Consider the following 13,121-nt stretch of genomic DNA (forward strand, 5'->3'; position numbering starts at 1 on the left):
ACCCTAGACTTCGACGGAAAGAGCAGGCTTCAATGAACGTGATCAACACTGGAGCCCTGGGATTCCCATTTGGACAGTTCAGCGCTCCCACACCCATCTTGCAGAGTAAGAGCCAGCCAAAGCAGCAGCCAGGAGTAGTGAACCTTGGAACAGTCTCCCTTTGTGACACACCGCGGCAAAATCCTACAGCAGGAACGCCTGCAGGCCTTGGTGCTGCACCTCTACAACTGCGACGACTGGCCTTTCAACCTGGGCAACCAGCTGACCCAGCTCGATAGCCAGAACCTGACTATCGTCTTCGCGCTCATGTGGGCCTACCACCAGCACGGCGAGAACGATCCCGACTTCCTGGACCTGGGCCGCCAGCTGGCCAACTACCAGATCGAGCGTCGGCGCCAGGTCGATGCCGAGCTGGCCGAGTTGGACGAGGAAGCCCGGCGCGACTCTTAGGAATAACCCGCCCCAGCGCATATTCGCCGGAGCCGCCGGCCCCAAGGAAACCCGCACATGAGCACAGTCCCCAAATTAGAACAGAACCTTCTTGAAATGGCGGTCAGATGCCTGGGCAATCTGCAGGCCTACCACGCTAAGCGCAAGTTGGGCAGCGCCACCGCTGACGATGCCGAAGCGTTTGAAGAGAATTACACAGCACTTTCCACCTTGCTCCAGTTGGCTCACCAGAGCCCCGACGGTATCTCGGCAGACACCCGCATCGAGCTGGAGGACATCGAGCAGAAGGAGGCGCTGCTGCTGCAATCGTTGGGCGAGGTCAACTAAACAGGACCCGAGGGACTCCCCGCCGGCGACCCCCTAGGGTGAAATAGGACGAATCTCACTTGGTGAGCACCGATTCAACCTACGACCCGGACTTAGGCGAGTGCTCAAACTGCGGAAAAACTGAGGAGGAGGAAAACGAGGTCTTTTGACCTACGCGCCTCGGCGAAAAACGTGCGCCAGGGGCGCCCTACCCGACTCCGTCTAGTGTCAAGGCTAAGTAGAGATGTCGCTGGGCCGGCTAGATAGAAATGTCTGTATCCGCTTACCTGAGAGGACCAAAGCATGAGTGAGCAAGCGTTGGATTACTTCGACAAAGCGCAGTCAATGCTGGCGATGCTCCATGGTTCAATCTCAGGGTATCTCGTAGACATGGATATGCTGGAGAAAGCTAGATTGGAGAATGAGCGATACTTCCTGCTGCTGAGTGAGGTAGAGCCGCCCGATGTTGAGTTCAAGAAAGGGTTGGAGCGGGTCCGGCTGAAGCTCAAGGGAAATGAGCGAGGGATTGAGACCTATAACACACTCATCAACATTGCCGCTGGAGCAATCCTGCAGATTGCTAAGCAGGCACTTTCGATAGCTCATGGCAAGCAGAACGACTGCAAAGAGGGACGCAAGGTCAGCGGTACCTGCGTCAGAGACTTGGTCTGGTACGGCCGCAACCAAGCTATGCACTACGAAGAAACGCGCTTAGAGGATGAACGAGACGAGAATGGTAAGGTCGTTGACAGGCACTATCGTAGTAACTGGGTCGAAACGTTTCAAAGGCTCCACAACCAAAAAAATTACCGTTTCGTTATGGAATACCCATTCAAATCTCTGGCAAAAGATGTTCTCGATGAGCTTGGATGGACCTTCAGCTACACCATGCTCGATAGTGACTTAAGAGAACTCATCTCAGGTTCTGCCAGTCTAGGCGTTGAGCCCTAACTCTCCACCATAAACCTGCGTATCCCGAGGTTCTGCGCATACCGGTTGAGAGCATCCAGCGTCCGAAATACCCTCACCAATTCCCGTCGCGAGCGGAGAGGGAAGTGCCGGCTTTCTTTTGTGTAGCGTACCTGCAGTTGCCATCCCCCCGTCGGGGCTTGGAACGGCTGGCACATGCTATGCGGCCCCAGCCACCACCAAAGCACTGAGTCCTTCACCACTGATCGAATGAGGCATGGTGGCTTCGCTTAGGCAGTGAGCTTTGCTGCAGGGCAGCTAGGATGTCTTCAGGCATCACCTTTTTGGCCTTCTTCTTCGGTGGCTCCTGACGTTGCGCTTTGGTTGGCTTCGGATTGCCCGGTATCGCCTGGGAACGACGGCTATCGCGCTGCGCTTGCATCCGCTGCGGGACCTGCAGGACATGCCCTAGCAGCCAGTTCTCGATGGTAATGCCCCTGTTGTCTTTGGGGAGCTGATTGAAAACCCTTAAGAGCAGAGGGAGCGCCTTCCGATCTGACCTCTATGTGCTCGCATAGATAGCGATAAATTTCCAATATACTTTCCCAATGGATTAACTTAGAAAATTAACAGCAGACTTTAGCTGCCTCCCATACTTCACGAAACCTTTCTTCGCATCACTATCATATCCGCAGCGTTTGAAGAAAGAGTGTGCTGCACTTCGATGCGACGAGCTCATGATCATAATCTTTGAGCAGTTCCAGTAGCGGCATTTATCTTCAATTTCTCTCATGAGATCTTTTCCGACACCATGTCCTCTTTTCTCAAGAGTCACCACTACGTTTTCAATCACGGCGAAGGGCTGATTTTCAAACATAACGTCTTCGCACTTAATGATAAGCGCTGTTCCAATAACTTCCGACGCAGTTTTTGCTACCAATAGGAACGCGCTCTCGCTGATTAGTAATTCATCAATGCGCTGCGGTGTAACCTTTATGTCGAGGCCTGGTACAAGTTGCTTATATAAGGTTTCAATGCCGTGAGCATCTGCTCCAGTCGCTCTGGAAAAGCTAATCATAATTGTCTTTCTCTCCGAACTTTATCGCCTTAGATGAATTTATCCTTCAGCTACACGAGGTTTCTGGAGCTGCCGGATCCGATAATGAATGCCGATTATCGTATTGCCCGCATCAACCATGCTTCTTGCAAGACATGTCCTGGTCGTTTTTTCTACGATAGCATTCTGATCGAGAATGCCAAAAGGCAGGGAAACGTTTCCGATTTGAGCTCTATGCGTCCGCACTCTCCACCCTGAAACTGCGTATTCCGCAGCTCTTTGCATACCGGTTTAGAGAATCCAGGGTTCGGAACACCCTCACTAACTCCCGTCGAGAGCGGAGTGGAAAGTGCCGGCTTTCTTTGCTGTAGCGTACCTGCAGCTGCCATCCATGCCCGTCGGGTCCTGGAACAGCGCGCACATCCCATGCGGCCCCAGCAGCCACCAAAGCACTGAGTCCTTCAGCACTGATCGACTGACGCATGGCGGCTTCGCTTCGGCAGTGGGCTTTGCTGCATAGCAGCTAGGATGTCTTCCGGCATGAACTCTTTGACCTTCTTCTTCGGCAGCTCCTGGCGTTGCGCGTTGGTTGGCTTCGGATTACCCGGTACCGCCTGGGAACGACGGCTATCTCGTTGCGCTTGCATCCGCTGCGCGACTTGTAGGACATGCCCCAGCCGCTTGTTATCGACGATAGCGCCTTGATTTACCTCGGGTAGCTGATCAAAAACGCTAAAGGGCAGGGGAACGCCTTCCGATCTGATTTCTATACGCCCGCATGGATAGTGATAGATGTCCACATAGTGGCCAGCCAGGCCTCGCGTCTGCGGGGTGTCATCAATCAGGCAAAGGCGTTTGTCGTATTGCAGGGTTAGTCTTTTCGAGACTCGCCGGGGCTCGCGCCAGGTGAGGATCAACGATAGCTCTTCATCGTCTCGTACTGGGCGGTGGGCATTGAAGTCCGAGCGAGCCGGTTTGCCGAAGCGACGATTGTAGTCGGCCATGAAGAGCGGCAGATAGGCATTGGCGGCTTCGACGGTGCTGATGTTGCGCAGCCGTAGCTCCTTGACCAGGCGATCCTGCAAGGTGAGATGGGCTCGCTCGACGCGTCCCTTGGCCTGGCTGGAGTTGGCGCAGAAGGTATCAATGTTCAGCTCAAACATGGCCCTAGCGAACTGCGTGTGGCCATCGCCACCCTGAGCACCTTTGCTGTTGACTCGAAACACACTGGCCTTGTCGCTGTAGAGCGCCAAGGGCTTGCCGTGCTGCTCCAAGTAGGCCTGGGTAGCCTGGAAGTAGCTGAAGGTTGATTCGCTGCGCGTGAATGCCAGATGCATCAGGCGACTGGTGGCATCGTCGACGTAGACCAGCAGAGTGCAGGCCGGTGCTCGGTCTTCGAACCAGCGATGATCGCTGCCATCGATCTGGATCAGCTCGCCCAGGCAGGCTCGGCGATTGCGTGGCTGGTACACCTTTGGCGGTCGTTGCCGACGCGGCATCCATAAACCGGCATCCATCATGATGCGTCGGACCGTTTCCTTGGCCAGGCGTAGGCCGTGACATTCGGCGAGCTTCTCGGCCGCAAGCGTGGGCCCGAAGTCCCGGTAATGCTCGCGGATCAGAGCGGCGGCGCGCTGCTCAAGGCCAGGCCGCAGCTGATGATTGCTGGGCTGCCCGCGCTTACGGGAGGTCAGGCCCGAAACGCCGGCGTCCCGGTAACGCTGCACCAGGCGGTGGATCTGCCGGGTACTCAGCTGCAGGCGCTGGGCGGCGCGTGTAGGCGTAAGGAAACCCTCGGCCACCGCCTGGATGACCTTGAGGCGATCGACTTCGCGTAGGCTCATCGTGATCCGCTCGTAGGCTGACATCCCAATCGCTCCGCATCAGCTGCAAAGCCGGTAGGCTAGCCGCCTGGCGTGATCGGGACATTTCTATCTGGCTGGATCGCGACATTACTATTTGGCCGTAACATCTAGACTTCGCATAACGTACCTTATGTTAAATCGGGTGGGACGCATCTAGCATCTATCCTGTCTGGCCAAAAGGCTCAGCGGGAAGGATTTTCGAGATAGGGGCACAGCGGACGGATGGAAACGATGACACAGGACGACGTATCAGGCGACGGGCTGCGCGTTGGCCATGCCGTGTGTATGCGACACAAGACCGGCCAGCTGATCACGCTCTGGTTTGCCGGCAGTTTGGAGATCGACGATGAGGCGGTAGCGAAGCTGCAGCGCTACCACGACCAAAAGTTCGACCTGGGCAACTCCAGAGATATGAGCCCAGATGAGGCATTCAAGCGGCGGGATGCTCTTCGATATGGCGCTTGCAACACCCCCTAGGCGAAAAAGCGATCCTACGACGTGGCGGGGTTCGAAGTGTTGTCGCTGCCGTTCTTGACCCCCGCGAAACTCGCCACCCTGGATAAGCCGCCATGAGCAGCGCCACCGTCGCGCCGGGCAATGCGCTCTATGTGGTGACGGCCATGTTCAACACCCACCGGCAACTGATCGGCTAACATCCCTAACAGGCCAAGGCCGCTCGGATCTGCGCAGGCCTGCAGGCGTACCACGACTAGAAGCCGGAGCAACCGGAGTGGTTGAGGCTAGACCTGGTCCAGTTGCAGGCTGCCTGCAACGTCCTGACTACCCGGGTAGTACTGCACCCATCCGGCATCAATGCCAAACGCTGGCGGAGCTTCGTCGCCACGCCAAGCAAGTGGCTAGACGCCTTAACGTGGTTGACGCCGGCATGAGCAGATAATTCGAAGACAGCGATGCCCTCTACCTAGTTATCTGTGTGCACCTGCACGGTAGATCCACACTTGGAGCGATCGAAGGCAGGCACCAGGCGCAGCATCATTGCCAGAGCCTGACCGACTACCAAAATAGCGCTCCACATGAGCGCAAGCTATACATCAACCAAGCTGAGCATGACGAGTATGCCGCGGAACCACGGTCCTGGCCGGTCAGCTCGCCCAGGGGTACGTACAGCGGCTGGAACGGCGTCCCCTCGGGCGACTCGTCCAGTAGCGTCCAGACCAGTTGCTGACGGACCGTGAGCAATTGGGTGATTTCGGTCAAATCAGCACGGACGAAGCCTTGTAACGACGGTACAATCTGGCGAAGTGGCGTCTACACCACCACGTAGGCGAAAGGCGGTCCTACGACGTGATCGGGTTCGAGACGCCGCTGTTGCCTATACTGACATTCGGCCAAGCTGCCATGGGCGCTGGCATCTTAGCACGCGATGATTTGCCAGTAGGCTTTCAGCGAAATCCAGCGTGTTGGCCACATGGCTAAGCGTCGCGTTGGAAAGCAGCTGTTCTACCGCTCCGCGTCTGAAGGACTTGGGAAAACGTCGTCTAGTCATGTGTCATGAATATTTCCCGCGGCGGACACTATCTAGCTCAGATCAGTGGCCACTCAACGCGGGAGAACGCGGGAGATAACAGTTCACCAGGCTCGGTTGCTCAGACCTATCCATCGCCTCCCTACCCCGTCAAAGCTGCTCTTAAAAAATTCATGTCGCTAATCTCCTTCAAAACGGGAGATTGCGCTTTTGTATCTGTGATTCCAGCGCAATCGTACTCAATAGAATCATTACAGTGACCTAAGGCGAGAACGCCCGCAGTGCGCTCAGGGGATAACAAAGGTTCCGCCATTCTCAAGCTCTGCCTCTATGGGAGATGGACCATGTCTCACCTCAGCACAAAGGTCACCGCGCTGGCCGTCGCCCTCGGGTTGGCAAGTCTTGCGACCGCCAGCGACGCGGAAGAGATCACCTTCGTTTCCCAGGGCGGGGCCTATCAGGACGCCCAGGCAAAGGCCATTTTGGAGCCGGCCGCGCGCAATCTGGGCCTGACGTTGAAGCAGGACAGCTCGCCCAAGGCCTATCCGATCATCAAGACCCAGGTTGAAAGCGGGCGCGTCAGCTGGGACGTGGTCGATCTGCCTACCGGCGACTGCGTCCGCGGTCAGGCCGAAGGCCTGTTCGAGAAGCTGGATCCCCAGCTCATCCCGAACCTTGGCAAGCTGCCCGCTGAGCTGAAAGACGACTACATGGCTGGCTATATCAGCTATTCCACGGTGCTGGCCTACCGGACCGATGCCTTCGACGAGAAAAGCGCGCCCAAGACCTGGGCGGATTTCTGGAACACCAAGGATTTTCCCGGCGCCCGCGCCTTGCGCAATCTACCGCGCCCTACCCTGGAGATCGCCCTGCGCGCCGATGGCGTACCGGCGGACAAGCTCTATCCGCTCGATGTCGATCGCGCCTTCCGGAAACTGGAAGAGATCAAGCCGCACATCACCACCTGGTGGACCTCCGGTGGCCAGTCGGCGCAGCTCATCAGCGATGGCGAGGTGGACATGGTGCAGATCTGGAACGGTCGTGCCTCAGCCGTGCAGGCCGCCGGAGCGCCAGTGGCCTTCACCTACAATGACGGCATCCTGGAGACCAACTCTCTCTGCGTCCTGAAAGGCACCAAGCACCGGGACGCGGCGATGAAGTTCGTCAACGAGGCCATCAGCGCCAAGCTGCAGGCAGCCTTGCCGATGATCATCGACTACGGCCCGCTCAATCCGGAGGCCTTCACGACCGGCACCATCCCGGCGGCGCGGCAAGCCGTGCTGCCCTCCTCGCCGGAAAACCTGGCCAGGCAGGCGGTGCTCTCGGCCAAATGGTGGGCGTCGGCAGAGGGCGTGAAAGCCGAAGAACGTTGGCTGTCCTTCGTCCAGGCCAAATGAGCGGAGGGCCACGCCATGACCCCATTGACGACGATCCAGCCGCTGCCTGGCAACGCGGTGCCAGCACCGCCGCAGAGGCTGTTCACCAGCCCGGCGATAACCCGGGAGGAGCGCCGCGAGCATCTGACGATGGTGCTGCTGCTGATGCCCGCCCTGCTGATGGTGGTCGTGTTGCTGGTCCTGCCGCTGCTCTGGCTGGGCTTGCAATCCGTACAGGGTGAAGATGGCCTGTCGCTGGCCAACTACACCCGCATCTTCACCGAAGCCATCTACTGGGACACCTTTGGCACGACACTGCAGATCAGCGTCATCGTGACCGCCCTGTCCATCCTGCTGGGCTTTCCCATCGCCTATGCCGCAGCCCGTACCCGCGGCCTGCTATCGAGCGTCATTCTGCTGTGCGTGATCCTGCCGTTCTGGACCAGCGTGCTGGTCCGCTCCTATGCCTGGTTGGTGCTCCTGCAGCGTCGCGGCGTGGTCAACCAGACGCTCATCGACCTGGGCGTTATCAGCCGGCCCCTGGAGCTGGTGCACAATGCGACCGGCACCGTGATCGGCACCCTGCACGTCATGCTGCCCTTCATGGTGCTGCCGCTGTACTCGGTGATGAAGAAAATCCCCAACGACCTGCTGCTGGCGTCCGACAGCCTGGGCGCTCGGCCCTTCTACACCTTCCGCCGGGTATTCCTGCCCATGGCCGCCCCGGGGGTGATGGCTGGCTCGATCCTGGTCTTCGTCATCTGCCTCGGCTTCTTCATCACTCCGGAACTACTCGGCGGCGGACGCACCGTCCTGGTCTCCATGCTGGTCCAGCGCAACGTCGAGCTCTATCACGCCTGGGGCGCCGCCAGCGCCGTCGGCCTCACGCTGCTGGCCGTGGTGTTCCTGATCTTCTGGGCGGTGAACAAGGTGATTCCCATCGAACGTGTGTTGGGGGTGCGCTAATGAACATCCGCCAAGCGCTCAAGCCATCGCGCCTGCTGTTCACCCTTCTGGTAGCGCTGATCCTGCTGTATCTGGTGCTGCCGATCCTGATCGTCGTGCCGATGTCGTTTTCCGAAGCACGCTTTCTGCAGTTTCCACCCAAGGCCTATTCGCTGACCTGGTACCAAGCCTTCTTCGACAGCCTGGAATGGATGTCGGCGGCCAAGGTGAGCTTTATCACCGCCCTGGCCACCACGCTCATCAGCCTGCCGATCGGTATCGCCGCCGCCTACGCCATCAGCAATTCGTCGCTGCGGATCATGCGGACTCTGCAGCTCATCCTACTGCTGCCCACGATGGTGCCCATCATCCTGATCGCCGCGGGGGTGTTCTTCGTCTATGCGCGGGTAGGCATTATCAGCACGCTGTCCGGGCTGGTCCTGGCGCACATCATGCTGGCGTTACCCTATGTGATCATTGCCGTGCTGGCCGGGCTGCGCAATTTCGACATGACCCAGGAACTGGTCGCGCGCAGCCTAGGTATGAACCGATTCCGCGCCTTCATGGCGGTGACTCTGCCGCAGATCAAGCCCAGCGTGGTCTCGGCCGCGCTGTTCGCGTTCGTCACCTCGCTCGATGAAACCGTAGTGGCGCTATTCATCTCCGGTGGCAGCAACGAGACCCTCACCAAACGGATGTTCACTGCGCTGCGCGACGAAATCGATCCGACCATCGCCGCGATCAGCACCCTGCTGATCGTCATCACCCTGCTGATGGTGCTGATCGCCGGGCGTGGCGGCAAGGAACGGGCCTAGCCAAGAGACGCGGCCTCCAGACCGACTGGAGGCCGCGTGTTGTAATCGCCACTTTGCCGCCTCAAAGGGCTATCCGCCAGGACCCAAGTAGGCACGCTCCGCCTTTGGCATCCAGGCTCGCGCTCAGCGTTCCCTTTACCTGATTTCTACCTTGCGCATGACCCTGTCCAACAGACAAAACCTTCAAGCCACATCCGACTCGCAAAGACCAGGCCCAGACGGAGGGTCTGGACCTGGATATAGCGGCGGGCTACGACGGGTTCAGGCTGCCCGGGGTACCACGATAGTGTCTTCCGGATGCAGGCGCAGCGACAACGGAGCGCCGATCTGCGGCAAGCGCAGATTGCCTTCGTGGTGGCTGGACTGGCGGAAGCTGATGCGCTGCTTGCCTTCCAGTTCGACGTAGATCTTCAGGCTTTCGCCCTGGAAGACGATGTCGGTCACCAGACCACGCAGTCGGTTCCAGTCGCCCCCTACCGTCTCGCTGTCTAGTAGCAGCTTCTCGGCCTGGACGGCCAGGAAGATATCTCCGGAAAGCGGAACGGGACGTGCCGTACGCAGGGGCGTCTGACCCAACAGCAATTCGCCGCCGTTACCCCGGGCCAGCGGCACCAGGGTGCTTTCGCCGATGAAGCTGGCGACGAAATCGTCGCCCGGATGATCATGCAGGCGCCGTGGGGTGTCCACCTGGACCAGCCGGCCGCCCTTCATCACGGCGATGCGATCGCTCATGGTCAGGGCTTCACGCTGGTCATGGGTGACATAGACCATGGTGGCACCCAGGCGCTTGTGCAGGGCCCGCAATTCGATCTGCATGACGTCACGCAGCTGCTTGTCCAGCGCGGACAGGGGTTCGTCCATGAGGATCAGCCTGGGCTCGAAGACGATGGCACGGGCCAGCGCTACCCGCTGGCGCTGGCCGCCGGATAGCGCAGCGATATCGCGGTCTTCGTAGCCTTTCAATTCGACCGTGGCCAGGGCTCGCAATGAACGTTCGCGGGCACCGGCCGCCTTCTCCCCGCGCGCCTTGAGCGGAAAGGCAACGTTCTCCAGCACGTTCATGTGCGGGAACAGCGCATAGTTCTGGAACACCACGCCTATGTCACGGCGGTGCGGCGGCATCAGGGTGACGTCGCGCTCCCCGAAGAGTATCCGGCCCGAGCTCACGCGGTTGAAGCCGCCTAGGATGCTGAGCAAGGTGGTCTTGCCGGAACCGGATGGGCCGAGCAATGACATGAATTCGCCCGCCTCGACCTTGAGGTCGACGTTGTCCAGTGCCCTGAGGGTGCCGTAGTGCTTGCATACCCGGTCGATGGTGACGGACTCGAAGCCTTCGTTGAAGCCCTGCATGATTCCTCCTGCGGCCTAGGGGCCGTGAGCCGGTGACGCTGTCATCTGACCATAGGGCCTGCTCGCGCAAATGCTCTTTTGCATCCTGACCCCATCGCTTCATGCTGTTCTGCAGCGGACCACGCACAGATTCTGTGCTAACCGGAGCGACGGGCGATCAGCGTCCGATCACGTCGAGAAACTGCTGCCACCCGGCAGCCAGGCGAACGCCCGGCGCGCGAAAGGCGTGCAGGGGAATTGGATGGAAGCCCTCGGCCACCATCAGGCCGAATTCGGGCTTTTCCCCCAGACTCAGGGCGGCGACCTGCTGGCCCAGATAGGTCGAGAGCGCAACCCCTCCGCCGTTGTAGCCAACGGCATAGAACTGACCATCGTCCAGGCGGCCGGCATGGGGTAGGTAGTCCAGGGTCATGGCGACCAGACCGGACCAGCGATGGTCGATGCGGATATTGGCGAGCGATGGAAATACCGTTCCCAGACTGCGCTCCAGGTCGCGGAAGGCGGCTGCCGAATCGTTGTTGCCGAAGGCGCCGCGCCCGCCAAAGATCACGCGGTCGCCGACCCGGCGAAACCAGCGCAGCATCCGCTTGGTATCACCGCAAACCTGGCCGCCCGGCAGGACCTGGGCGAGCACTTCTGGCGCCAGCGGTCCGGTGGCGATGATGGCGCTGCGAAAGGGAATCAGCCGGCGGTGCAGACTGGCGGTCGCCGGCGTCTGACTGGAGTAGCCGTTGGTGGCGTAGATCACCTGTTGCGCCAGCAGACTGCCCGCCGGCGTGCTCAGGCGAAAGCCGCTACCCTCTCGCTGTATCCGGGTGACCGGGCTGTGCTCGAACAGCCGGCCTTTGTGCTCGAGCAGCGTGCGCGCCAGACCCCGTGCATAATTGAGCGGATGGAGACCACCGGCCTTCGGCGTCAACAGTCCGCCATGATAGAGCGTCGAGCCGGTCAGTTCACGGACCTGCTCCCGGGAGATCATCACCGAGGACGCACCGCCGGTTTCGCGGCTGATCCAGTCGGCGGTGCTCCGCAGCCCTGCCAAGGCATGCTCGGTATGGGCGGCGGCGATATGCCCACCCAGCTGCAGCTGGGCCTCGTGCAGGCCCAGGCGTTCGATGTTTTCCGTCAGGGCATTGATGGCGGCATAACCCAATCGGTACATCTGCAGGGCCGCCTCACGACCGTGCCGGGCCATCATCCCGGCGAAGCTTGCGCGAAACTTGGGCGATACCACGCCGCCATTGCGACCACTGGCCCCCCAGGCCAGGCTGTTCGCCTCCAGCACTACCGGCGCCTGACCGGCCTGCACGAGGTGGTGTGCCGCTGCCAGCCCGGTGAAGCCACCCCCCACGATAGCCACATCGCAGCGGTGATCGCCTTGCAGCGACGAAACGTTCGGCGCGGGTACCGCCGTGGCGTTCCAGAGGGAGTCGGGAATCATCGCAGCCTCTGTCAGGAGAGAAAGGGACATCGTGCCTGCATGGCCTTCAGGCCGAGCGGCTCGAAAGTTCTGCGTCAACGGCGTCCGCCAGTTGCGCCAGCGAGTGGAAGTGATGGGTCGGCTCGGTGCGCTCGGATTCTAGGGTGCCGCCAGTGCCCTGCTTGTCGAAGCGCCGCTCGATCCAGCACGTCGGGTAACCCAGGCGCATGGCGACGCCGATATCGTGATACTGACTCTGGGCGGTGTGGACGATGTCTTCGAACAGGATACCGTCGGCAGACAGGGCGCCCCGGACGAAGGCGAAGTACTGGGGATCGGGTTTCTCGTAGCGCGAGTCGTCGATGGTGAATTCGTAATCGAAGGGGTTCTCCAGGGTCTGGGCCATGAAGTCCAGTGCCCAGCGCTGGGCATTGGTCATGGCTACCAGCTTGAAGTGCTTGCGCAGGCGCTTGAGGGCCTCTACCGAATCCGCGAAGGCCGGCCACTCCCTTACCGACTGGACCAGCCCCTTGGCGTGCGCCTCGCTGTCCGGCAGGCCGAGCTGCGCGGCCATGAGGTGGTAGCAGCGCTCGAGGTCGTCCGGAAACCAGCCTGCTTCCTTTCGGGCGCGGGCATAGCGGTACGCCTGCAGGATATCGTCGTCGCTGTGCGCCTTTCCGGCTTCGCCACTGACCTTGCGTACGTGGTTGAGGATGCCGGCTTCGAAATCGATGAGCGTGCCGACGACATCGAAGGTCATGGCTTTGAAGGGGCGGAAGGACATGGACGAATCTCCTGCGCTGAGCGATGTGAAGTGTCCTAAGTATCCGCGTGCCAGAATCCGCAGATGTTCCGTTTTGATACGAGGGTAAAATACAATCAACTGTTTTTTAGCGCCAAACGAATGCAATGGTCTTTTCGAATTACTGCCTGGCAGCGGCGGCGGTGGTAACGCCATTGTTAATTGTAGCCCGACGATGTTGAAGGATTCGGCTACCAGCCCGTACTGATTTGTGGCGGACGCGCAACTAATTGAGATAACCGTACAAAATGCGGCCAGAGCGTAGAGAACGCGTTCGGCAGCCGCTCGGACCGGACCAATTCGGCATTGGCCACCGCCGGCGCTCCCTAGGCTCTGTCTC

12 protein-coding genes are annotated in these 13,121 nt (G+C 59.7%); 7 read left to right on the forward strand and 5 right to left on the reverse strand.

The genetic code is table 11. The annotated features are described in order from the left end of the window. The first annotated feature begins 144 nt into the window (after positions 1-144). From ACUCV0_RS23540 to ACUCV0_RS23550, 3 genes are all read left to right on the forward strand, one after another. Positions 145-450, forward strand: coding sequence for a hypothetical protein (locus ACUCV0_RS23540; RefSeq protein ID WP_482213878.1), 306 nt, complete (start codon positions 145-147; stop codon positions 448-450). A 57-nt stretch (positions 451-507) separates the two neighbouring features. Beyond that, positions 508-777: a hypothetical protein gene (locus ACUCV0_RS23545; RefSeq protein WP_482213879.1), complete on the forward strand. Its 270-nt coding sequence runs from the start codon at positions 508-510 to the stop codon at positions 775-777. A gap of 282 nt (positions 778-1,059) precedes the next feature. Then, positions 1,060-1,707 carry a hypothetical protein gene (locus ACUCV0_RS23550; protein WP_482213880.1) on the forward strand — a complete coding sequence of 216 codons (648 nt, stop codon included), beginning with the start codon at positions 1,060-1,062 and terminating at the stop codon, positions 1,705-1,707. Positions 1,708-2,278: 571 nt separating this feature from the next. Here ACUCV0_RS23550 and ACUCV0_RS23555 read toward each other — a convergent pair. Beyond that, on the reverse strand, positions 2,279-2,743 hold the full coding sequence (locus ACUCV0_RS23555; protein WP_482213881.1) for a GNAT family N-acetyltransferase: 465 nt from the start codon (positions 2,741-2,743) through the stop codon (positions 2,279-2,281). Positions 2,744-3,183: 440 nt separating this feature from the next. Further along, positions 3,184-4,590 carry an ISNCY family transposase gene (locus tag ACUCV0_RS23560; RefSeq protein WP_482213882.1) on the reverse strand — a complete coding sequence of 469 codons (1,407 nt, stop codon included), beginning with the start codon at positions 4,588-4,590 and terminating at the stop codon, positions 3,184-3,186. 228 nt (positions 4,591-4,818) lie between these two features. On the opposite strand from ACUCV0_RS23560, the gene ACUCV0_RS23565 reads away from it, so the two are divergent. From ACUCV0_RS23565 to ACUCV0_RS23580, 4 genes are all read left to right on the forward strand, one after another. After that, positions 4,819-5,064 carry a hypothetical protein gene (locus ACUCV0_RS23565; RefSeq protein WP_158892519.1) on the forward strand — a complete coding sequence of 82 codons (246 nt, stop codon included), beginning with the start codon at positions 4,819-4,821 and terminating at the stop codon, positions 5,062-5,064. 1,353 nt (positions 5,065-6,417) lie between these two features. Further along, a complete protein-coding gene (locus ACUCV0_RS23570) occupies positions 6,418-7,470 on the forward strand; it encodes an ABC transporter substrate-binding protein (RefSeq protein ID WP_158892521.1) in 1,053 nt (350 codons plus the stop codon). Positions 7,471-7,485: 15 nt separating this feature from the next. Then, the gene (locus ACUCV0_RS23575) at positions 7,486-8,415 is read left to right on the forward strand and encodes an ABC transporter permease (protein ID WP_158892523.1); all 930 of its coding nucleotides are present in this window, start codon (positions 7,486-7,488) and stop codon (positions 8,413-8,415) included. After that, a complete protein-coding gene (locus ACUCV0_RS23580) occupies positions 8,415-9,209 on the forward strand; it encodes an ABC transporter permease (protein ID WP_482213883.1) in 795 nt (264 codons plus the stop codon). The genes ACUCV0_RS23575 and ACUCV0_RS23580 overlap by 1 nt, the downstream gene beginning before the upstream one ends. A gap of 261 nt (positions 9,210-9,470) precedes the next feature. Here ACUCV0_RS23580 and ACUCV0_RS23585 read toward each other — a convergent pair whose 3' ends face one another. The 3 genes from ACUCV0_RS23585 to ACUCV0_RS23595 all read right to left on the reverse strand — a co-directional run bounded on the left by ACUCV0_RS23585 (position 9,471) and on the right by ACUCV0_RS23595 (position 12,763). Beyond that, complete coding sequence (locus tag ACUCV0_RS23585; protein ID WP_158892527.1) at positions 9,471-10,559, reverse strand: ABC transporter ATP-binding protein; 1,089 nt, start codon at positions 10,557-10,559, stop codon at positions 9,471-9,473. Between the two features lie 157 nt (positions 10,560-10,716). Further along, on the reverse strand, positions 10,717-12,000 hold the full coding sequence (locus ACUCV0_RS23590; RefSeq protein WP_158892529.1) for an NAD(P)/FAD-dependent oxidoreductase: 1,284 nt from the start codon (positions 11,998-12,000) through the stop codon (positions 10,717-10,719). A gap of 46 nt (positions 12,001-12,046) precedes the next feature. Continuing rightward, positions 12,047-12,763: an HAD-IA family hydrolase gene (locus ACUCV0_RS23595; protein ID WP_158892531.1), complete on the reverse strand. Its 717-nt coding sequence runs from the start codon at positions 12,761-12,763 to the stop codon at positions 12,047-12,049. Between the last annotated feature and the right edge of the window lie 358 nt (positions 12,764-13,121).

It is taken from the genome of Pseudomonas sp. VMV1, assembly GCF_056790235.1.